13 protein-coding genes are annotated in these 22,975 nt (G+C 50.9%); all 13 read left to right on the forward strand.

Annotated elements, in window-relative coordinates; translation table 11 throughout:
* The 13 genes from ACRDCA_RS24980 (at position 1) to ACRDCA_RS25040 (ending at position 22,899) form a co-directional block, all read left to right on the forward strand.
* Positions 1-1,818 carry a hypothetical protein gene (locus tag ACRDCA_RS24980; RefSeq protein WP_438691940.1) on the forward strand — a complete coding sequence of 606 codons (1,818 nt, stop codon included), beginning with the start codon at positions 1-3 and terminating at the stop codon, positions 1,816-1,818.
* Positions 1,811-4,708, forward strand: a complete 2,898-nt coding sequence (locus tag ACRDCA_RS24985) for a hypothetical protein (protein WP_438691941.1) — start codon at positions 1,811-1,813, stop codon at positions 4,706-4,708. The genes ACRDCA_RS24980 and ACRDCA_RS24985 overlap by 8 nt, the downstream gene beginning before the upstream one ends.
* A gap of 25 nt (positions 4,709-4,733) precedes the next feature.
* Positions 4,734-6,008: a tail fiber protein gene (locus ACRDCA_RS24990; RefSeq protein WP_438691942.1), complete on the forward strand. Its 1,275-nt coding sequence runs from the start codon at positions 4,734-4,736 to the stop codon at positions 6,006-6,008.
* A gap of 25 nt (positions 6,009-6,033) precedes the next feature.
* Entirely contained in the window at positions 6,034-7,719 is a 1,686-nt protein-coding gene (locus ACRDCA_RS24995) for a contractile injection system tape measure protein (protein ID WP_438691943.1), read from the forward strand.
* A 35-nt stretch (positions 7,720-7,754) separates the two neighbouring features.
* Positions 7,755-9,845 (forward strand): ATP-binding protein, encoded by a 2,091-nt coding sequence (locus tag ACRDCA_RS25000; RefSeq protein ID WP_438691944.1) that lies wholly within the window; start codon positions 7,755-7,757, stop codon positions 9,843-9,845.
* A 113-nt stretch (positions 9,846-9,958) separates the two neighbouring features.
* On the forward strand, positions 9,959-10,801 hold the full coding sequence (locus ACRDCA_RS25005) for a DUF4255 domain-containing protein (RefSeq protein WP_438691945.1): 843 nt from the start codon (positions 9,959-9,961) through the stop codon (positions 10,799-10,801).
* A gap of 157 nt (positions 10,802-10,958) precedes the next feature.
* Positions 10,959-12,614 carry a phage tail sheath family protein gene (locus ACRDCA_RS25010; protein WP_438691946.1) on the forward strand — a complete coding sequence of 552 codons (1,656 nt, stop codon included), beginning with the start codon at positions 10,959-10,961 and terminating at the stop codon, positions 12,612-12,614.
* A gap of 390 nt (positions 12,615-13,004) precedes the next feature.
* Positions 13,005-19,811 carry a hypothetical protein gene (locus tag ACRDCA_RS25015; RefSeq protein WP_438691947.1) on the forward strand — a complete coding sequence of 2,269 codons (6,807 nt, stop codon included), beginning with the start codon at positions 13,005-13,007 and terminating at the stop codon, positions 19,809-19,811.
* Between the two features lie 805 nt (positions 19,812-20,616).
* On the forward strand, positions 20,617-21,084 hold the full coding sequence (locus ACRDCA_RS25020; RefSeq protein ID WP_438691948.1) for a reverse transcriptase N-terminal domain-containing protein: 468 nt from the start codon (positions 20,617-20,619) through the stop codon (positions 21,082-21,084).
* A 96-nt stretch (positions 21,085-21,180) separates the two neighbouring features.
* A complete protein-coding gene (locus ACRDCA_RS25025) occupies positions 21,181-21,687 on the forward strand; it encodes a lysostaphin resistance A-like protein (protein ID WP_438691949.1) in 507 nt (168 codons plus the stop codon).
* 92 nt (positions 21,688-21,779) lie between these two features.
* Positions 21,780-22,037: a type II toxin-antitoxin system antitoxin PemI gene (pemI, locus tag ACRDCA_RS25030; protein ID WP_004187429.1), complete on the forward strand. Its 258-nt coding sequence runs from the start codon at positions 21,780-21,782 to the stop codon at positions 22,035-22,037.
* Position 22,038: 1 nt separating this feature from the next.
* Positions 22,039-22,371, forward strand: a complete 333-nt coding sequence (gene pemK-mt, locus ACRDCA_RS25035) for a type II toxin-antitoxin system toxin endoribonuclease PemK-mt (protein ID WP_438691950.1) — start codon at positions 22,039-22,041, stop codon at positions 22,369-22,371.
* A 93-nt stretch (positions 22,372-22,464) separates the two neighbouring features.
* The gene (locus tag ACRDCA_RS25040) at positions 22,465-22,899 is read left to right on the forward strand and encodes a LexA family protein (RefSeq protein WP_004187425.1); all 435 of its coding nucleotides are present in this window, start codon (positions 22,465-22,467) and stop codon (positions 22,897-22,899) included.
* Positions 22,900-22,975: the final 76 nt, after the last annotated feature.

Here is a 22,975-nt window from a genome sequence, read left to right on the forward strand (position 1 = left end):
ATGTCTGACCTGGAGCAACTGAAACAGAGATTGGGCAGCGGATTAACCGACCAGACCTTCCTGCTGGAGCCACGAACAGGGAAGGACCTGCTCAATCTGGTAGCAAAATATACCGAAGCAGTGCCCTTTGCCGGCCATGCCGACGCTGACTGGAAAGACTTCTGGCTGGCCGGCCGCACGCCGCAAGCGCTGAGTGACATCGATCAGCGCCCCGAGCGGGCAAAGAAAATGCTGCCGGTGCAGCAGGCGTTCCTGCTGGCGCTGCTGCACCTGCTCGAGACGCCCAGAGCCCTGCTGAACACGGTGCCGGCGCGGCACCGTTCACTTTACTACCGGGATTTATTGGGGTTTGCCCCCTGCGCCCCGCAGCCGGACAGCGTGGCGGTGAGCTTTACGCTGCAAAGAAATGCGTCCCCGACTGCGTTACCCGCCGGCAGCCTGCTGGATGGCGGCCAGGACAGCGCCGGAAATAGCATCATCTATCAGACTGACGACAGTCTGTTGATCACCGGCCAGCAACTGGAACAGCTGTGCTGGACGGCCCAGGTTGGGAAGACGTGGAAACGCTATACCGCCATCGACACCGCAGCAGGCGTTACGTTGCCGGCGGAGGGGCTGCGTCTTTTTACCGAAGTTGGGGAAGGAGCGGATACCCAAGAGAAAACCTCCGTGCTTTATCTGGGGTTCAGTGGGGCTGCTGCGCAGGACACCCTGTCGGTTTACTGGTCTGTGCGCGCCTTATCGGCGCTGGATCTGGCCTGGTGTTATTACAACGGCACAGACTGGGCCTCGCTGGATGCGGAGCTGCAGGACGAGACGGCGGGCCTGTCCGTCAGCAACCTGTGGCGGGCGCGGCTGCCGGCGGACAGTGAGCCGGGCTCGCCAAAGAATGACGGGCTGCAGGAGGCTGGGTATTACTGGATCAAAGGCACGCTGAACGAAAAGAAAGCGGCAAAGGACGAGAGCGCACCCGCCGAGGCGATGCCGAAACTGCAGGCCGTGCTGGCCAATGCGATGACCGCGACCCTGAATAGGGCGCAGGCGATAGATGACAGCCACTTTGCCCAGCCGTTGCCGGCCAATACCGTCAGCCAGTTGGTGACGCCGGTTGCCGCCATCAGCGACGTTCGCCAGCCGCTGCCCTCGGTGGGCGGGCAGCCACGGGAAACGGAGGCGGCGATGTTGCAGCGCGCCGCGACCCGGATAGGCCACCGGCAGCGGGCGATCACCTGGAACAATATGCGCAGCCTGCTGATGGGGCACTACCCGGAGATTTTTGATGTCCGTTTTCCCGATGTGGACAAACTGAGCCGTTTGCCGGCGCTTGAGGTGCAATCGCTGATGGTGATCCCTGACAGCCGTTATGGTGAAAACGATGACGCGCTGCGACCGGCGCTCAGTGGCGGAAGGCTGACCCGGATGGCGCAGTGGCTGGCGCAGTACACCTCGCTGTGGGCGGCGCCGACGCTCAAGAACCCGAAATATATCGATGTGACGGCCCGCTATCGGGTGACGTTCGTGGCAGGTATTAACCCGGATTATGGCTATCGACAGCTCGCTGCGCAGTTACAACACGACTATATGCCCTGGGCAACCGATCGGCGCCAGGCGGTCACGCCGGGCAACCAGGTGGATTACTACCGGCTGCTGGCCACGTTGCAACAGTCACCGCTGGTGCAGTCCGTGAACGCGCTGGTCCTTAGTCACGACGTTATTGATGAAACGGGCAAACCCACCTCGGTGGAAACACAAAGCACCGTCACCGCCAGGGATGACGAGGTCCTGATTTTATGTCCGCAAGGAGAGACTGATGTCTAAAGAAAACGCCCTGTTCCCGGTGGTGAAAGACGCGATTGCGTTTGAGGCGCTGTGGCAACAGGCTCACGAAAAAGTCACTGCGCTCAGCGGTGAGATCTGGACGGATACCGGCGACCACGATCCGGGCGTCAGCCTGCTGCAGTCCGCGACCTGGAACTGCTCCGACCTCAGCTACCGCGCGTCGCTGCCGCTGAATGACCTGCTGACCCATCAAGACCGGAACACCTTGTTCCCGGAAGAGTTCGGTCCTGAACAGGTGCTCACCTGCAATACGGTGACGGCAGAGGATTATCGCCGGGCCTTACTGGATGTGCACAGCAGCGATATTAAAGCCCTGGATACCCCCGAGCAGGATTTTTTATTCAGCGATGTCAGCCTGATTAAAGAGCCTGACGCGCAGCGTTTCCACTGGTGGTATCACGCGGAAAAACGCGAATACAGCTTTACGGAGCCGGCGGGCACCAAACCTGAAGACAAGAAGATGCTGTCTCTGCGGGGCAATCTGTGGCTGTCGCTGGTCCCGACCCGCTATACCCAGACCCTGTCGCAAGGCAACCGGGCGGCGGTGGATCAATACCTGGCTGAATTTCTTGCGGTGCACCGCAATCTCGGCGAGGCGGTGTCGCGCATTATCTGGCTGCAACCGGCGTCCTTTAGCCCGCAGATGACGATTGAGCTGGCCGATAACATCGGCGACATCAATCAGGTGGCGGCACAGATTTATCAGGTTACCGATGCGTTCTTGCGCCCGGCGGTCGCCCGTTATACCACCGAACAACGGCGTGCGCTCGGTGATGCCGATGACGCCATTTTCGAGGGGCCGAAGCTGAAACACGGCTGGCAGCAAACGGCACCCTCGCAGATCACCGCCGGGGGATACGTCCTCAACCTCGGCCCGCTGGTGAACCTGTTGCTGGCTATCCCCGGCGTGGCCAGCCTGAGCACCTTGTCGGTCGACAAAGGCGATGGCCACATTACGGCCGTTGAGGATGACAACTGGCGCTGGCAGGTGGCTGACGGTTATTACCCCCTGCTGTGGGGGGAGACTCCGTTGGAACTACTGGCCACAAACGGCGGCCCATTAATCCTGGTGTCGAAAGGCGGTATTCGCAACATGCTGGACAGTAAGGCAATGGCGCGCTACCTGATGCAGGCAGACCTGATTGAAACGACGCCCACGGTGTTACCTGCCGGCCGCTTTCGCGATCAGACCGCTTATATCCCCGTCGGGCAGCGCCTACCCGAATGCTATGCGCTGCAGCAGCCCGATGCCGTGATTGACGACCAGACGCGCGCGGTGCATCAGTTTTTGCTGCCTGTCGACCAACTGCTGGCCGACGGCGCGGCAGATCTGGCGCAGCTGCCGACCTTACTGGCCTTTAAAGACCGGGGCGACGCCATTCGGGGGACCCGCTGGCCCTATACGAATGCGATGGTGCAACAGGCTATTCATCAGCCCTACGCGAAAACGCTGGAAGCGATTGCGCAGCAGGATGCGGCTATCCTCACGCAGAATAAGCAGTCTGTGGGGGCCAATTTTGCCCGCGAACTGGATTTTATTCAGTATCTGCTGGGCTATTTTGGCACCCAGCGGGCCGCCTTGCCGCTGACGCTGGATATGGCTGATTTTCTGGCGACGCAGCGGGCGTATCTGGCGCAGCAACCCGCCTTAGGTTACGACCGCATCAATATCCGTATTGACCAGGTCTCCGCCCTGCAAAAGCGCATTGCGGCGCGCATCGGCCTCGACAGCATCTGCTTTGCGGATAATCCGGACCTGAGTCAACTGCCGTTTTACCTGATTGAGCATCGTCAGCTGCTGCCCCAGAGCCCGGACAGCGCCTTTGACAGTGAGCAGACCCCGACCGGTTTTGCGGTGGCCGAGCCTAAAATTACCCTGACCCAGGCGGGCAGTGCCGGCAAGGTGGTCCAGGGGCAGCTTATCGACCTGATTGCGATTGAAGGGGGGGGGCGACTGCATGTCAGCCGGCTGCTGGTTATCGAGACCGACGGGGACAGTTTTACTGTCAGCACGAAAAACAGTCAGCAACTGCACAACACCCTGTCACGCCTTCAGACGGCCTGGGCGAGTCACAACCTGCGCTGGCAAAACAGCAATGTCTGGCTGCAGGATATGGATTACCGGCTGAATTATGCCGAGGCAAAACGGCAACCGGCTAATCCACAGCAGCGCTTACTGGCGAGTAACGCGCAAAGCCCGTATCCCGCCATGGTCAGCGTCGGGGATGGCATTGTCATACGTCCTGCCGGCCTGCAGTTTACCCAGCCCGGGGCAAAGGCCTACCGCACGGCCAAGGCGGATGCGGACTGGCAGCTTGCGGCGACGGTGAAAGCCGTCGACCCGATTGCGGGCACGTTACTTATCGAAAAAGCGGCCGGCAGCACAGAGGATTTTCCCTCAGCGGAGGCCAGTTATCGTTATCAGTGGGCGTTTAGCAGCGCAAACTATGCGACGACAGACCGATTCTCCTTTGTGGTCAGTGCCGTACTCAACCGCCGTCTGATAGAGAGCCCCAATATTGTGCCTGACCAGCTGGTTGCCTGGGTACAGGAAACCATTATGGCGGAGTTCCCGGCCCACGTGTCCCTGATTAATCACTGGCTTGATGACGCCACCTTTAACAGCTTTGGTGCGACCTACGCACGCTGGCAAAACAACGGTCTGCCGCTGGGCGATGATGCCTTTGCGCTGATGCAAATGCTGACCCTGGGGCATCTCCCTGTTACCCAGCTGGACATCGGCCTGATGCGCATCGCCACCAAAGCGCAGCGCACCGAGGTTGTCGGGGACGGCAGCCAGTGGAATGAAGACGTTATCCTGCGAGAAGAGCTGTTCTACGTGCCGAAAGACGTGCCAACCACCCTTTAACATCATGATGAATCTGGAGAGCAAAATGACGGATAAAACCCCTAAGAACACGGCAGAAACCGCAGTGAATACCTCGGCAGCCTTAGCTAAAACAACAGACACAGCGCGTGAGGGCGAAGCCTTGCCCCAGGCCGACACGCTGAAGGCGCGCTTTAAGGCGGGCAGTATTCCGCTGCAGACGGATTTTGCGGACCTGATTGATCTGGCCAATATCGGCCGTCAGGCAGTGGGGGACGCAGAGGGTCAAACCGGGCCGGCAAATGGTTTTACCCTTTCTGATGCCGGGCTACTGGAATTAAAACCCAACGAGGAGCAAGGGATTAGCGTCGATCAGGATGGGGTGGCCATTAAGTTAAAAACCATTAGTGGTTTGACGATGGATAAGGACGGCGTCTCGGTTAAGCCAAAAGCCGACAGTGGGATCGAGTTAAAAGACTCCGCGGGTATCTCCCTTAAACCGGGAAATGGGATTAGCGTCGATAAAGATGGCATTGCCGTCAGGGCTGAGGGAAATAAAGGCCTCCAGGTAACTAACAACGGCGTGAGTGTTAAACCCGGGAATAGCATCGCGGTGAATAGCAGCGGTGTGAACGTAAAATTGTCGAAAGGTACGAATCGCGATAATGGCGGTGGGGGGCACGGCTCGGATGGTGTCACTTCGGGGGCAGGCGGTGGATTATTTATAACTTCGAATGGATTGTCCGTAGATGCGGGGAGTGGTATTCAAATTGATGAGAAAGGTGTGAGTATTAAGTTGGCCACTTATAGTGGGCTGATTGTCAGTGAGGCCAATGGCCTGAGTATTGCTCCTGCACAAATTTTCAGGAAAGGGATGATTATGATGTTTGCCGGAGTAAAAAATGAACTACCACCAGGGTGGGCATTCTGCGATGGTGGCTCGGGGACGCCAGATTTACGTGACCGGTTTATTGTTATGGCCGGGACAAAGTTCACCGAAAAAGGGGATGGAACAACATCCACGGGTAGTGCTACCGTAACCGGCACGGTCAATGTAGCAGAAACTAAATTAACCATCGCTCAAATACCAAAACACTCTCATCCGGTGGAGTTAAACTCATTTAAATATATAACCGAGGCATCAGGGGCGGGGGAGCTGCGGAGCCTAAGGGTGCACCGTTATGGATCAGACTCGGATGGTTGGACAGCAACGGTTAATACAGATTATACGGGCTCTGACCAAGGCCATAAGCATACGGCCACTATGGCGACGTCATCACATAGCCACACAATTTCTGCAATACCGCCTTACTATGCTTTGGCCTTCATTATGAAACTGTAATTTTTGTGAGGTTTAATGTTTATTTATGGCTCACGTCTTAATTTATAAGGTAAGATGTAAAATAAGAATGGATAGGCGACTCTCTGGAGAGAAAATACTACAATCTGTCTTATTAGGTTCTGATAATTTAAAATCCGCTCTTCTCCAGGGCTTGCGTAATAATGCGACGAAGATATCACTCCGTTTAAATACGCTGGCGCTTGATCTCGGTGCTATTTCGGTAGCACAATTTGACACGCAGTTTAATCAGCGGTTGGTGCAGGCATTTACACAATGCCTCGCCCGCGAGCATGCGTCCATCGGAGGGCCGCAAGAAATGAATCTCCAAATTCCTGATATCACCGCGCTTCGGGACTGGTTTGTCGAATGTCATCCCGGCGAAGAAGATTTGTTTCAACGGGCTCAAGGCTGTTTGCAACCTGCCACGATTAAGTCATTGATACAAGATAGCCCGGCGTATCAGCTGCAGCAGTTGCTGAAGCTGTTACTTGAGGGGGCATGGCAATCCTCGAAAGTGTTGCCGGTATTTTGGTTCGGCCGGGTGACAGCCTCCCGGTTGTCGATAGCCGCCATAGTGTACTTACTCAATAGCCAACGGGGACACGATTGGCTGATGCATCAGCACGCCCCCATCGCCAGCCAGGTGACTGACTGGGCAAAAGCGATTGCTCAGGGAGAGGTTCCCCCTGAGCAGGTCGCGGAGTTACTGACTGGCAACCGGCCTTCCGACAGCCTATTGCTTGGACAACCGGCCTATCCCGCCCTGATCGTGATGCGTTGGTTGTTGCCATTATGGCGACAACCCGCCGTGCGCAAGGTGATCCATCGACTGAAAGGCGGGCGGGGCGTGCAGCGCCTTGATGCTTATCTGAGTCGCTGTTTACAGCGCCAAGATGATGATGTCATGCAGGAAGAAAAAGAGATGCACTCCCTTCCCGATCAAGGCGCATCACTGCAAGATAATACGGTGTTATCTCCGGACGGGGGAATGGAGTCCGGGGCCCAGCAGGTTATACTACCGCCAGAGAATTCTGCGTTGCCGCAGGGCCGGGGAATGCCGTCCGATGCCCTGCTGATTGAGCTATCGCGAGATAACGCCATGTTGCCAGAGTGTGGAGGGATACCGGCAGCCTCCCGACGCACGATGCAGCCTGGGAAAAGCGGCCTCCGATCGCCGAATGAACCGCGCTCGTCGAGTCAGGGGATCGGTAATGCCGGTTTGCTCCTGCTGTGGCCGCTTTTGCCTCAGCTGTTTTCTCAGCTGGGTCTGTGGGAGGAAGAGCAGTTTGTCAGCGAGGCGGCGCAGCGGCAGGCTGTGTACGGTCTCGATCAATTGGTCTGGGGGGTCGTTAGCCCGACGGAGGGTCGGTTGACGTTGAATCAGATGTTATGTGGGGTATCCGGCTCAACCGACGTACCGCCGTCGCCACCGCTGAGTCTGTTGCAATTGCAACAGATTGACGACTGGCTGGCCGCTATCGGCCAACAACTTCCCGGTTGGCAGAAATTGAGCCTGACAGACATACGGCAATTGTTCTTGCAACGGACAGGGGAAATCAGCATAGAAGGGCCAGTCCCTCAAATCAGCGTGTGGCCGGAACCCTATGATTTCTTACTCAGAGACTGGCCGTGGCCCATGACGCTGGCGTCTTTCCCGTGGACTGAACAGCCACTGACCATCGTCTGGCCGCTAGACGGTTTCACAGGATAAACCGCCGCTATTTTCTCTTCTTATCGGATATCAATATGACGCTTTCTTCAGCACTTCAGCCTGCGTTTATTCCGCAGGGTGACTGCCAGCTATCGCTCTTGTTTAGCGCGCTGGAACGTATCGATCTGCTATTACAGCATTATTATTACTGCCATTCAGCGCGTCACGAGGGGCTTAATGCGTTTCTGCTCAGCGAGGAGGAGGTGGTAGCGCGCAGGCAACACCCGGTCGGCAGGCCTCATTGGGCCGCCGCTACTCAGCCGGTATACCGGGCGGAAAACGGGCTGCCATTGTCAATCGAGGGCTTAACGGACCTGATTCATCGTTTCGAACTCACCGACTTTGAACGAGACACGGTGCTACTGGGATTGCTGCCCCATTTTGACAGCCGTTATTATGATCTGTTTTCCTGGATCCAGCAGGGAAGGCAAAGTCAGCTGCCCAGTTTTTCATTGGCCCTCACGCTATTTTGCCCTTCAGACAGGGAAAAGCGGGCGCAGCAAGCCAGTTTTTTGCCTCAGGCGCCGCTAATGCGCTGTCAGCTGTTAACGATTGAGGAGAATAAAAAAAATCCGGCCTGGAGCCAAACTCGCTTTATGACGGACAGCAGTGTGTACCATTTTTTACTCGGGCATCACTATTTGGCACCGGCGTTAGCATCGTGGGCGGAATGGTCAACGCCGTCAGTGCTGCCGTTTTATCCTGCCGGCTTAAAAGACGCGCTGGCCGGCGTGTTACTGACTGACGATATTGAGCCGCGCCACGTGGTGTTGCTGTGCGGCATGCCGGGGAGCGCCAGAGCCCATGCGGTGTCGAGCATTTTTGCCTCTGACAACCGGCAGACGCTGCAGGTCGATATCGATAAGTGCACCGAAAGTGATGATGATGCGCTGTTACTGCATTTAACCTGTCTGATGCGCGAAGCCCGTATGCGCGGCGCTGGCATGGTTATACGTAACCTGCAGGCACGGATGGAAAAGAGCACGTCACTGCCGGAGAGGTTATCTGAGCAACTGAACCAGCCGGGATTAAGGGTGGTGTGCCTGGTTGAACCCTATGCCCCACCGTTATGGCTGAAAAAGACGCCCACTTTGCAGACAGCGATGCCGGTGTTGACGCAGGAGGAAAAACTGCACCTGCTCAGGGATTGTCTACCGGAACAACGTGCGGCGGATATGGACCTTATCAGTCTCAGCCAGCGCTACACCTTTACCCCGGAAAGTCTGCCGCTGATGGTGCAAGAAGCCGAACTGTATCGGCAGCAACGCGACCCGGCGGATGTGCTGCAACAGTGTGATATTCGCCAGGCGCTCAATTTACGCAACCAACAGAATTTCGGTTCCTTAGCGCAACGCATTACGCCGAAGCGGACATTAAACGACCTGTTGGTGTCGGAGAGTCTCTTGCAACAGCTCCAGGAGATGTTGACGGCCATTCGCTATCGGGAAAAAGTGCTGGCCGGTGGTTTTAAAGACAAGGTGGGCTATGGCGTCGGGATTAGCGCTCTGTTCTACGGCGACTCGGGAACCGGGAAAACCATGGCGGCGGAAGTGCTCGCCCATACCCTGGGTGTCGATTTAATCAAGGTTGACCTCTCCACGGTTATCAATAAATACATTGGTGAAACCGAGAAAAACCTCTCCCGTATCTTTGATCTGGCAGAGCAGGATGCCGGTATTTTGTTCTTTGATGAGGCCGATGCCTTATTCGGCAAGCGTAGCGAAACCAAGGATGCCCATGACCGGCATGCCAATATTGAAGTGTCTTACCTGTTACAACGGCTGGAAAACTTCCCCGGATTGGTTATTTTATCCACCAATAACCGCAGTCATCTCGACAGTGCATTTAACCGGCGCTTTACCTTTATTACCCGTTTTGCTTACCCGGATGAAACGCTGCGGCATAACATGTGGAAAAAAATATGGCCGAAGAATATCAAAGTCTCACCGGACGTGGACTTTGAAAAATTAGCGCAGCGGGCCAATATTACTGGTGCCAATATCAGGAATATTGCCCTGCTGGCCGCCTTCTTTGCCGAAGAAAGTGACAATCACGAAGTCTGTCAACATCATATCGAAACAGCGTTGACTCGTGAACTGGCCAAAACCGGGCGGATTGTTATTTAACCTGCCGACTAAATATCCCATGTAAATAACGCATCATGGACAGTGATGCGTACAATTAATGCAGAGGAACGAGTATGTCTAATTGTCCCCCTTTGGTTCGCTTGAATAACGCGATGAAAAAGATTCTGTGCACCTATGTGAAAGACCCCGTGGCAATCCGCTTTGATTTACCGGATTTGAATGCCACTCAGTCCGATGCCGCGATAAGCGTGTTTCTTTATGATATCCACGAAGACCTGCAGCTGCGTACCGCAGAATCCCGCGGATTTAATGCCGCAGCGGGGCGGTTGTCACCCGGCTGGGTCAATGTGAAATGCAACTACCTCATTACCTATTGGGAATCAACCGGCCCTGCCACGGATGCCGGTAACCCGGACTGTCAGCCCGACAACCAGGCCATAAAAGTCATGTCCCAGGTTCTGGCGGCGTTGATTAACAACCGCCAGCTAACCGATATTCCTGGGGCGTATACGCAGGTTATTCCGCCTAAAGAAAATCTGAACAGCCTGGGTAACTTCTGGCAATCGCTGGGCAATCGTCCGCGCCTGTCGCTCAACTATTGTGTCACCGTACCGATTAGCCTGAGCGATAAGGGCGAGGAAGTGACCCCGGTGAAATCCTTGTCTACCACCGTTGAGCCAAAAGTGCCCGTTTCTCCACAGGCCATTTCCGATGTACTGCGGGAGCAATTGATGGTGGCGCTGGGCGGTGATGAGGATGCCCGTCTTGCGATGACGCACGTTAATCTGGATGCCTCGCCGGTTGCCGCGGCAAACGGGAGAGCGGCTGACATCAGAGTGTCGCTGCGGGTGGCCGGTATGACGCGAACAGAATACCTCGCCCAGATGAACACCCTTTTTGAAGAATGGACAAAGGATGAGGTTGCGGCGGTCACGCCCGATGGCTACTGCGTTTATATTCATACGATTGATAAATCAGACCTGACGGGGATTTAAATATCTTAGGGTTATATTTCCGCTCCTTGAAGCAACCGAACTTGTAGTTTACGGTGGTTTTGATACCCCACGGCTTGCGACGGAGTTATTTTTTATATCTACCCCATGAAGGGAGTTCGTGTCTTAATTTGCAAAATAATTGGAAGGGACAAATTAAATGACTCTATATAGTAGTTCTTTTCCCGGCGTCTCCATTCAGGAATGTGGGGAAGAAATGTTATCGGCAAAACGGTTAGAAACGTCCATGCCAGTGTTCGTCGGCAACTTTATATATAATGAAGGGAAAAAGAGTGAGTGCTATAAAATAAACAATATTGGGGAAATGAAAAGTATGTTTTCCCCGGCGCGCGTGACATTAAGTAAATCGGTGAGTGCTTCCGATGAGGATGATGGGCCGGGCGGCAGTACCAGGCCCGGGCAATCATTGGTGGAAATTAGTACGCCGCATTGTATCAGTGGAGGATATCTGATTTATAAGATAAAACTGAGGTATCACGGATCTGGTTATAATACGTTAAAAATCAAATGCAAGTCAAACTCAACAGCCAAGATTAACGTTGACTTTGACAGCATGTGGTCGGTGAAAAAAGATAATGGAGGTATGGTAAAGAATGAAATGAAACTCGACACGTTCTGGAACTTTGACGTTCGGAGTGTGAACGGGGTCGAGTTAATGGTAAAAACTAATCCGCAGGCCAAAGGCCAAATTAACATTGAAGGTAATTGCCGGGTCTCAAAACACAGCAGCGGGTATATCTGGAGTCCGCATAGCGTTTTTTCTGAAAGTTATAACGCCGTTGAGCTTTATTTTAAAAATGGTGGCGGCCCCTGCTATATCCTGCCGCTGTTTGATGGGAGTGATGCCGAGCTGGCCGCCTTGCCGGAGGTTATCCGCACCCAGTGCCCGGACGCAAGCCTGCTGCTGTGCGCCGACACTGACGCCGGCCTGGCGCAGTTGGCTACGCCCAGAACCAAGCTGGACGTCTACCAGGCGCTGAACCCGTTGCTGCAAGCATCGCCGGCTTATTTCCTGTTGGCCGACAGCCCGGATGGAACAGTCATCTCAGGCGTTGAACCCTCACAGACGGCGGTTTATTACCCGGCGCTGCAAACATCCGCTTACGTGGATGATGCCGCTATCGAAGTGGTTGGAGGATATTGGCAGCCGGCGCCCGGCAATTTAGCGCAACTGCAAACGCAGGATCCTGAGTCATATGAATTGATCCGTCAGAGTCTGGCACCACTGCGTGATGCGCTATATTGTCCTCCCTCCCCGGCCATGGCGGCTGCTTACTGTCGCAATGATCGAGAACGAGGCGTGTGGAAAGCGCCGGCCAATATCTCGCTCATCGGTGTCAGGGGATTATCTGTCCATATTAATGATGAAGAGCGGAGTCTATTGAATGATAAGGGAATTAACGTTATCCGTTGGTTTACTGAAAGAGGACCGGTGATCTACGGTGCACGTACGCTGTCTGACGATGCCAGGTGGCGCTATGTATCGGTGCGTCGGTTGTTCAATACCGCAGAGAATGACATCAAGAGGCTCTTACAACCTGTGGTGTTTCAACCGAACTGCTCACTGACCTGGGAGCGTATGCACGCAGCCGTGCATAACTATCTCTCTGGGCTATGGCGCAAAGGAGCCTTATCGGGCGATACCGAGGCTGAGGCTTTTTTTGTGAAAATAGGTGAGGGGAAAACGATGCAACCAGAGGATGTGGTGGCGGGTAAGATGATTTTGCAAATTGGCATGGCGGCGGTGCGTCCGGCAGAGTTTATTGTCCTGCAATTTAGCCAGTCAACAAGCTAAGGCGGTGTGAATTTTAGGTAACGACCATGCCGTGGCCACGCCCGATGGTTGCAGAGTGTATACAACGAGGTTGATAAAATAAACCCGACGGGGGGTTAAATGCAGTCTACTGTAGCAATCTGCTGTCAGTTTTATATCCTCCGTCTGTGACCTCTTTACCACATTATCCTCCGGCGTCTGCAGGGCCTCGCTGATATTATAAACCGGTGTGTCCTCAGTTATCTGGCGGACATACCGTGCAGCCTGAAATAGACACCGATAATGGCATGCCGTCACCGTTGCTTTGTCTATCTACATTATTCGTGCCGTAAACCGAGTGAGTTTATTCTCGCCAGGATACAGCACCTCTCAGAACTCAGCCGTAAATAATCCAAACCAGAGGGTAGTTTTATGCCTTATGCCAGCGAGTTTAAGAAAACAGAGGAAAAGTCAAAAGAAAATGAAAATTATCTCACTAATACAGAAAATGAAACAGAACTGCCCGTTGAGATCCCCTCAACCAGTTTCACAGAGTGTTTAGATGAAGAAATTGAAGCCGACCTGACCGAACTGAGGGCACACCTGCAAGCCATTATCAGCGGCGCCCTGCCTGGATTTTATGAGTTCCAGCAGGCCGGATATAACCTGTTGTATCCTAAAAGAGTCGATATCGACGCATTGCAGGCACGGGTTAACACAATGCAAATACCGGCATTGATACAACCACAGCACAAGCTATTGGAACAAGCCGCCAACGCTTTTCTGGACCGGTTCAGGCGGTTCAGAAAAGAGAGTGATTTACATAACCACGCGCTGGAGTTTATCAAATTTCGCCTGGAGGTGAACAAAGCGGGTTGGGATGAGCCTCAAAACCGGGATTATCATCAGGTGCTTAAGCATGGTAACCGCCTGAGCGGCTATCTCTCAGGCGTGCTGGACCTCATGAGTCTCCTCAATGAGAACGTGGAATGGCAAACTCCGTGGGAAACCACCAGGCAGGCAAATTACGATGTACTCCTCAATGAACTTCTTCCGGTAAATGCAGATGCGCACAATAATCAATATGCCGCCCAAACGCGTGGAAATCTGACGGGGAAGCAGCCTGATAACATAAAATTCAATGCTATCGTGAATTCAGTCACGTTGGATGAAAGGCTAGCCCGCGAGGCGTTGAGCACAGAGATGGAGAGGCTGTCGGCGAAATTATTAAGTGGTATTACACTGACCAGAAATTATGCGGAAAAGCCCGATGAAACAGGTGAAACCAGCGGGATTAAACGCGACATCGATTTTCTCTGCCAGGTTTTGCAGTCAGTTATCCCTGTCGTTCAATATGCCGGGCAACAGATCCAGCCTGAAACGTATCAACCACTCCGTCAGAAGGAAGCGCGCACTACACGAGAAACGGTAACGCATGAGCTGGGAAAAGTCTGGAATGCAGTGGGACAGAAAATGCAGGGGGCCAAAGCCTCTGTTCAAACGCTGTCTGATAAGGGCAACAAAAATAAACACCGCATTGCGCATGCCTTGCCCGGTACTACTGCCTCTGATAAGAATGGCGACAGTCATAACATAAACAAAGCTGTTTTTCAGGTCGGCATAAGACTGCTCGATAAAATTCAGCAGACTACATCCGACATGCATAAGGCCATACAAACCTCTCGCCCATTACAACAAGCTATATCGCATTACAGTGAACTTGACGAGATGTTATCGGGTATGCCGAGCAATTCAATTTTGGATGCAAAGTTGCGTGCTGAGTCCGGCAGATGGCGACAAAAGGCAGAAGAGTCAAAAGAGCAGCTGCAGCAAGCACTCGGAATAATCACGACGCTGTCAGACGAGAGCATGAAACAAAGATACCTGTCTGCGCTAAGAGAAGAATTAAACGCTGTCACCCAGCCGCTGGCCGCCAATACTATTATCCGTGATTTTGATACACAGGTAAAAGCCACTGTTGAGGGCTTATCCGACGTCCAAAAGGCACTGGGCCAGGCGTTGTTACGTCTTTCCGAGCATGGTCAAGCCGGTGGTAAAGAGTTGGGTAAACAGACCGTGTCCTGGTTACAGCAGCTGAAGGGCATAAAAGACAACCTAAAAACCGGGATCACACAGGCTACCGGGCAATCGATCAACAATTTCTCCCGTCAGGGGATGTTAGCCAGGTGGATGGCGGAATGGAGTGAAGCGGAGAAGCAACGCTATTTGGCCACGCTTTCCGTAGAAGAACGGGCGGCAACCGAAAAGCACTATGACAATGTGTTTTTTGAGGTGATCCAGCACTATCTTCCCCAGCTATCCAAAGAATCAGATCCGCAAGGAGAAAGACTTCTTCAGCGGCTGCGCCTTGAAGTGGGCAATGCCGCTAAAGGGAACACGCTCTACCCGGCGACGATGGCTGAAATTCTTGCTGGGATGAAGAGCCGTGAGCAGGCAATAAGAGACTGGTCAGAAAGAAAACTGATCAGAGGGGCTTTTCTGGCCGTTTGTCTGGGAGGCTTTAAGCTGTTACCGAACCTGGCCGCATTTCCACTGCGATTGCCGATTAAATTTGCTATTACAGGTGCAAAAGTGGCATGGGGAGCCCATAAAGGTCGACAGGGAATACGTGGCGGGGAAGGGGATATCAGGGATGAAATAGCAGAATATGCCAAGCAAAGTTACAAAACGGCGGCCATCAAAATTGTCCTTTCACTCCCCCCTGGGCTGGCAACAACGCTTGGGGTTGCCTCGATTGCATGGCGTGTGTATGAGGGCGGACTAAAAGGTGCCGGGGAAAAGATAGCTGAGCGTATTATCGGGGAGGCGCCCTGGCGTGCGCTGGATGCAGGAAGCAAAGCGGCGGCTGAAGCTTATGCGACTACATTGATAGAGGCTGCGATAACTGAAGAGGAAAATACTTCAGCAAGTCACTCATCGTCGTTACAGCCACAAACGACTGTTATGCCGTTCACTGATGCGCGTGACCCGGGGGCCGACCAACCCCACGTCAGACGTAAACGGGCAGCAGTGGCGGATAACCGGCACGACACCATTTTTCCTTCCGATCCAACGCGTTTGGACGAGAATGACTCCCGCAACATATTTTATGAAAACCGAAATTTGAGTGTTGAAGAAAGGCATGTTTCAAAGCATGAGAGCTTAAATAATCAATATGCTTCAGTGAGTACCCAAAATCACCTGATGCCTTCAACACAGCGAGACAAAGTTCTAGAGGAACTAGCCATTGCGCTAGTTAATTTCGAAATTCACGATGAAAACCAACCTGCCAGTGACATTGATCGCCTCATTTTTGCCTATGAATTTTTATATAACAAAGCTTTATCTGAAGATCCGAATAAAGAGGAGTTCAAGAAAGAGTGGTTAAAATTTAGAAGTGAACTTAACCTCATTGACAATACAGCCGTGGAAAGATTTTTAGATTTGAGGTGGGCGATTGAATTGTATGATATGTATAAAGGAAAAATTTTAAAGGCCGACATGCCTGAGCATGGGAATGAATATGTTGACGAAATTCTTCGGCTATTCGAATGGTATCGAGGGAGGAATAGCACAGATAATTTGGATTGCTATATTGAAAGCTTTACGAGAAGCACGGGAACTTACTTTGAACCCATAAATATTGCTTTTATTTATTATTTTTTAAAAGAAATTAAAGAGGAGGAATATGGTTTAACTAATAAAATCGATATCATCAAATATATTCTTTCGAATAAAAGGGAAGAGGGTGAGGCTCGCTTTTTAGATGCCAGGATTATGGCCGCACAAATTTATGCTGGGATGCCCACTGTATCGATATACGGTGATAGGGGGTTGTGGCTTAAAAAATATGACGAGATCAGGTATGGGCCAGATGATGACCCCTGGAAGTTATTGCACATAGAGTCAATGTTAACTTATTTGCAAGAAAATAAATCAGAGGTTAGCTTTGAATCTGCCAGGTATATGGATGCGATACGATTAATTGATTACCTTCTATTTAATAGTGATATAGAGCTCAGGAAAATATTGAAAATATCTAAAGATGAGTTTGTTTCATATTCGGAATTTAAGTCCAGAAAGGAGTTGGATAACGATGATGAAGCATATTATGATCAGTTTGATAGCTATATAGATAATTCTGTTGCAGAAAAAGAAGCTGACAGGCAGTTGTTAAATATTGTTACCAGTTTACAACTGTCGATTGGAGAGCTTTTTGGCGAGGTTGAAGATGTTAAAGTATTATCCTATATTTATAATAACCGATTTGGTGATGTTGCGACTGCTCCCCCGGGAAGAGTCGTCGTTATTAAATTAAAAGGAAGTGATACTGGTGCTATCGTTATCTCAAATTTATTCTTTAATAACCATGTTAGCCGAATAAGTGAGCGGGAGTATAATCAGCTTGATTCTATATTTAATTCCGGCAAGCCAGGAAGCATGGCGCAACGCGGCTTAGGCGGTACTTATTATTATAGAGGATCTCAGGCAGAACATACAAACGTGCTTAAAATGCTAACAGGGTTGGATGAGCCGGAAATAGCTGAGGATCTTAAGAAAAAAAACATTGCATTTGGTCATCCAGCTCGTTTTTCGAAAGAGTATCCTAAACAGGAGGATGCTCAGCATTTAAATAATAAAACTCTTCGGGATGCTATCCTGGGCGCTAAAGTTATTGAAAATAGGGCTGCCGTAAGTTATTTGCGGTCAGCAATGTATTCACTCACGGGGTGGGAGGAAATAGCTTATAGGTATGTTCCATTTTATGAGGTAGGGCATAGAAACCAATACGATAGAGAATATGAAATAGATGCAGGGCAGTTTATAATGGACCTTATACAAGCTGCTGCAGTTGCCACTCCATTTTTAAAGCAACTTGCTACAGCACTTAAAGGTTTATCAATGCGATCTATTTTAACCTCTGGATTAAAAGGGAGGGTACTGATAAATGCTGTGGGTAAGGAATTAGCCAAGTCGGGGATTGACATAACTAAAGCATTTGGCTCAGCAATATATGACCTTATTGACCCTCTCCCTCTAAATAGTCATTTAAGCGGGCGAACTATTTTTGAGGACGCCAGCAGTGCAATGCAAGCAACACGCTTCCAGGAAAAATGGGCTGTTGAAGATCAGATTATTGGTAATGTTAAACCTGATGAAAATGGCGTATATAAAGTTAAAAAAACAGAAGCTGAGACTATGCAGGACTTCAGTTATTATATTAAAGTGGATAACAAGTTCTACCCCGTGAAATATGATCTTGATAAAAACACAGTGCGGATTATCCCACCGAAGTATTCAGGGAGGAGCGGTTATCAAGCGCCTGTACGGAGAAATGAAAATGGTGAATGGGTGTTTCACACGGATGTCGGGTTAAAAGGCGGGGGTTTACAGGATTTACTCAATAAAATGAGAGAGCCTAGTCCTTTATATAAAAAAATGAAGGCCGCTGATGATTGGAAGAAATCGGCGAATAAAGCAACGGATGTTATTCTTGTTCCACAAGGTATTTTCTTAAAAGGACGGCCAAGTGAGAGTCTGTCTGAATCCGTATTAATGGGGTGGGCCTTACAAAGTGGACAAGATGTAAGATTAGCAAAAAAATTAATGAGTGTTTATTCATCATCCAACGTTGCAGATAATACTTTATATAAGTCAATCGTCGATTTACATGTCGATGGTAAGGTATCTGAATTTAGGCTGGCCGTAATCCCTGATGTCGAGATTAGTACGCTAAGTGATGCAGAATCAAAACTGTTTTTAACAGAAAATACTTCGGTTCGTGTTGATATTCCTGAACATACTATGTTGCTATCGAGAGTGAATCAGGAGGGTAAGATAAAGTATGTCTTCTATGATCCTAATTATGGCTTGGCTTATTTCGATAAGTATAAGGATATGAGTGTTTTCTTTAAGAATAAGCTCGAGGGGTATAATACACCTTGGGATTCTACTCAATTTTACCAGTTAGACTACTCCATACTTCCCCGCGTTAAAATAAAAGGAAGAAATCTGAATGAAATTATAAATGGTGAAATACCGCAATTATACAAGCAAACGGGGGTTAATTTAGAGGGTATTTCACCTCATGAGGGCGTGTACAGAACTCCGGGAGATAAAAACTATATCAAAGTCAATGATGATGTTTATCAGGTTGAGTGGGACCAAACGGTGAATACTTGGCGAGTCTTTGATCCTGCTAACACCAATCACTCCCGGATAACTGTAGCGGTAAGAAGAGATGCTAATGGAGAATGGTTCAGGCACTCAGATACGGGGCTTCAGGGCGGGGGGTTAAATGACTTGTGTTCAGGGGAAAAGTCTGAACAAGGCGCCATTTCTATACCTATCGATACGTTTAACTCAATGCCTATTAGCACTCAAGGGGCACATGGCAATAGAAAAAATGAGGTGCTCCGTTTGTATGGGAATAAAGGTGTGCCTATGGTGACTAAGTCGAGAGACGGTAATTCTAATAAGAAACCGCCAAACCCGAAGCCAATATTGAGTTCTGAGCATACAATTCTTCATACAGTCTCAGCCCAAGGGCTAGGTCGAGGGGATAACATTCACGCGACAGATTCTTTAAAAACAACAGTTAAAAAAATTGAAAATTTAGGGCATGCCTATCAAGAATATGATGAGGCTCATCGTAAACACATCGGCAGTCGCAACGGTGAACTTTATCATAACCATGAAGTAGGCGTTAATCCAATGACTGAAGCAGAATATCTTGCCAGAGAAACAGTTACTAACAATTTTGCGACATATGCCGATACACAGCGCTCATTATTACATAGCGACGATGTGTCATCGGCAATTCAAATAAATCAAATGGGATATTTTTCTGATTCATCTGAACTGGCTGATTTAGTAAGAAATAATAGCGAATCACAAAGAACGCATGATTCGTTTTATCACTCCGTCAGCGTGAAGGATTCCTATTACTATTTAAAAAGTGATTCTGAAGTAGTGCGTGTTGATGTGACAAACACCAATAAGATAGAAATGATACTGTCTAGACTTATGGGAGTGCTTGGAAGAATTCCATCGAATAAAGAGCTTAAGAATGTGTTGGAACAACATAATGTGACCGTCCCTGGTGGGCTATTTTCATTATTAAATAATCCTAACTTTGCAAATAAAAGTATATTTAAACCTACAGAAACTGTCTATGTAAGTAAAAATGCAAAAAATAAGGCCAGAAAAAAAGGTAGGAAAAATGCAGCGAAGAGTTAACTATCATTAAATAATTCCCTGTCCGGTAGGGCAGGGTGCATATTCGCATCGTATCGTTCACTCCGGGACTTAACTCTTTTAACCGGCGTTGGTGCACGGATAAGGTACGGTTGCAACTTCCCCTTGCCCACTGAAATTCAGAAGGATTTTAACTGCTTACGGACAGAATGAAGCCGGGCCACCGACAGCAGGCGATTCAGTACCGCCACATCGGTGGCAACCTCTGCCTGTTGCGCGGCAAAACCCCGCGCGCGCAGGCGGGAGCCGATGAGCTCTTATGAAAAAGCAAAAGCAATGGACATAAAAAACATCATTGACCTTGCGTCTTTCATATATTCCGAAGAATAAAGATAGTAATGTAAAAAGCGATGCAAAATCGCGTCTGATAACCACAATCGGGTAAGTGCCAGGAAGTCAGTACGGTGAACATAAGTGAATCTGCTCAGGAAGCGTGACTGGGAAAGCAGCGAAAGTGGTTAACACGCTGTAGCCAAAAGGCACCGAGGGTTGGAAGAAGACTATGGCCCTATCTTCTCGTGATCGCTACACCCTTCGCATCTAAGCAGGCACCTAACCTGACTACGAGATATACGGAACATGGTAAGCCTGTATCGTTCCCGTTGGGAAAGTTGATCGTGAGATCAACCGATAGCCATGCAGGTAAAGGAGGCCGGAAAAAGCGAATGCTGAATTGTAATGATTCAGATATGGGTTTCAATGTTACCCGGCGCGAAAGCGTAGCCCACTTCCGGCTGGTCTCTCTTTGCAAGAGAGTTTCCAGAATCTTATCAATGAGGTAAAGCAAATGACAGTCGCCGGTAAACGGTCTGGTGCCACCTCAGCCTCAGTAAAATGGCAAGCCATCAACTGGCAGGCCGCGGAACAACAGGTTTTAAGGCTGCAAATACGTATTGCAAAGGCGATGCGGGAAAGCCGTCACGGCAAGGTGAAAGCGTTGCAATGGCTGCTGACCCACTCGCACTCCGCTAAATTACTGGCGGTAAGGCGAGTTTCTCAAAACAAAGGCAGTAAAACGGCAGGAACTGACGGTATCACGTGGCGAACTGATAACCACAAGCTGGCCGCTGTCGGACAACTCAAACGGCGTGGATACCGAGCCAAACCGTTGAGGCGAGTTTATATCCCCAAAAAGAACGGCAAACGGCGTCCATTAGGTATCCCGTGCATGATTGATAAAGCCCAACAAGCATTACATTTGTTGGCGCTGGAAGGAGAGCATGAAATTGTGTGGGGCAATGACGTAACACGTTGATGGAATAGTCATGTTTTTCTCACCCACATTCTGCTTTTACTACAAACTTAGCTTGCTATGATGTGGCCGATATCATGGTGTGCCCCACAGATTTTCATGCTTTCCTACCTGCTGTGTGTTTTCCTGGTATACCGCCGCTGGGTTGCTCCGCTACCGGTCGTTGGCCAGCTGCGCAACGTTGGCGCACCGTGGCTGGTTGGCGCGATGGCAGTGGTGTATGTCGGTGAATTTCTGCTGGGTAAAGTGCTGGACCTGCCCGCTGAGCCATTTATGACGAAACTTTTTGCCGATAAGTCTATACCCGAAGTGATCCTGACGTTGCTGGCCGTCTTTATCCTTGCCCCGCTGAATGAGGAAACCCTGTTCCGTGGGGTCATGCTGAACGTCTTCCGTTCGAGGTACAACTGGACGATGTGGCTGGGCGCGCTGATAACGTCTTTGCTGTTTGCCGCCGTGCATATGCAGTATCAGAACCTGCTGACCCTGGCAGAAATGTTCCTGGTGGGGCTGATTACATCAGCTGCTCGGATCAGAAGTGGCGGCCTGCTGCTGCCGGTATTGCTGCATATGGAAGCAACCGCGCTGGGTTTACTGTTGGGCTGAAAGTTATATTTTTATTAAACATTGCGCGTTAAAGCCTGGTATGTTTTTTTAGTGAATGTTATATTTAAATATAACTTTCATGGAGGTGAAAAATGCATACCACTCGACTGAAGAAGGTTGGCGGCTCAGTCATGCTGACCGTCCCACCGGCATTGCTGAATGCGCTGTCGCTGGGTACAGATAATGAAGTTGGCATGGTCATTGATAATGGCCGGCTGATTGTGGAGCCGCACAGACGCCCGCAGTATTCACTGGCTGAGCTGCTGGCACAGTGCGATCCGAACGCTGAAATCTCGGCAGAAGAACGTGAATGGCTGGATGCGCCGGCGGCTGGTCAGGAGGAAATCTGACATGGAAAGAGGGGAAATCTGGCTTGTCTCGCTTGACCCTACCGCAGGTCATGAGCAGCAGGGAACGCGGCCGGTACTGATTGTCACGCCAGCTGCCTTTAACCGCGTGACCCGCCTGCCTGTTGTTGTGCCCGTGACCAGCGGAGGCAATTTTGCCCGCACTGCAGGCTTTGCTGTGTCGCTTGACGGCGCCGGCATACGTACCACCGGCGTTGTGCGTTGCGATCAACCCCGGACGATCGATATGAAAGCCCGCGGCGGCAAACGACTCGAACGGGTGCCAGAGACTATCATGGACGACGTTCTTGGCCGTCTGGCCACCATCCTGATCTGACCCCCAGCGTGCCGGCACGAAGTATGCCGGCATTGCCTGTTTCCTGAAACCTGCAATGTACTGTATGTATAAACAGTTATTGGGGGCTAAATTATGGCGCTGGATCTCGTTTATCCCCGGCCTTCAGTGGAAGGCGACGCACTCCCTTTTTTTGCCGAGCCCGTTGCGGCCGGCTTTCCCAGCCCGGCCGCAGGCTATGAGGCCAATGAACTTAACCTGCATGATTACTGCGTGCGGCGTCCGGCCGCGACGTACTTCTTGCGTGTGTCCGGCGATTCTATGCGTGATGCCCGCATTCATGATGGCGATGTGCTGGTCGTCGATCGGGCAGAAGAGCCCCGGCACGGCAGCATCGTGATTGCCAGCATCGATAATGAATTTACGGTCAAGCAGCTGCAGCTCCGCCCTTACCCCTGCCTGATGCCGCTGAATCCGGCTTTTCCGCCAATCAGGTTTGATCCGGAGGCGCTGCAGATATGGGGTGTGGTTACGTTCACTGTCATGAGACACCGCCCGTGTACGCCTTAATTGTAGGCGCTTGCAATCGAAAACGGTCATGCTCGCAATAACACCCCGTTTTGTGCTCACATTAACTGAGAATGAA

The organism is Serratia sp. (in: enterobacteria), from assembly GCF_051654945.1.
GTDB lineage: Bacteria > Pseudomonadota > Gammaproteobacteria > Enterobacterales > Enterobacteriaceae > Chania.

Coding starts and splice junctions, on each gene's coding strand:
- ACRDCA_RS24980 (WP_438691940.1), top strand. CDS start 1: ATGTCTGACCTGGAGCAACTGAAACAGAGATTGGGCAGCGGATTAACC.
- ACRDCA_RS24985 (WP_438691941.1), top strand. CDS start 1,811: ATGTCTAAAGAAAACGCCCTGTTCCCGGTGGTGAAAGACGCGATTGCG.
- ACRDCA_RS24990 (WP_438691942.1), top strand. CDS start 4,734: ATGACGGATAAAACCCCTAAGAACACGGCAGAAACCGCAGTGAATACC.
- ACRDCA_RS24995 (WP_438691943.1), top strand. CDS start 6,034: ATGGCTCACGTCTTAATTTATAAGGTAAGATGTAAAATAAGAATGGAT.
- ACRDCA_RS25000 (WP_438691944.1), top strand. CDS start 7,755: ATGACGCTTTCTTCAGCACTTCAGCCTGCGTTTATTCCGCAGGGTGAC.
- ACRDCA_RS25005 (WP_438691945.1), top strand. CDS start 9,959: ATGAAAAAGATTCTGTGCACCTATGTGAAAGACCCCGTGGCAATCCGC.
- ACRDCA_RS25010 (WP_438691946.1), top strand. CDS start 10,959: ATGACTCTATATAGTAGTTCTTTTCCCGGCGTCTCCATTCAGGAATGT.
- ACRDCA_RS25015 (WP_438691947.1), top strand. CDS start 13,005: ATGCCTTATGCCAGCGAGTTTAAGAAAACAGAGGAAAAGTCAAAAGAA.
- ACRDCA_RS25020 (WP_438691948.1), top strand. CDS start 20,617: ATGACAGTCGCCGGTAAACGGTCTGGTGCCACCTCAGCCTCAGTAAAA.
- ACRDCA_RS25025 (WP_438691949.1), top strand. CDS start 21,181: ATGCTTTCCTACCTGCTGTGTGTTTTCCTGGTATACCGCCGCTGGGTT.
- pemI (WP_004187429.1), top strand. CDS start 21,780: ATGCATACCACTCGACTGAAGAAGGTTGGCGGCTCAGTCATGCTGACC.
- pemK-mt (WP_438691950.1), top strand. CDS start 22,039: ATGGAAAGAGGGGAAATCTGGCTTGTCTCGCTTGACCCTACCGCAGGT.
- ACRDCA_RS25040 (WP_004187425.1), top strand. CDS start 22,465: ATGGCGCTGGATCTCGTTTATCCCCGGCCTTCAGTGGAAGGCGACGCA.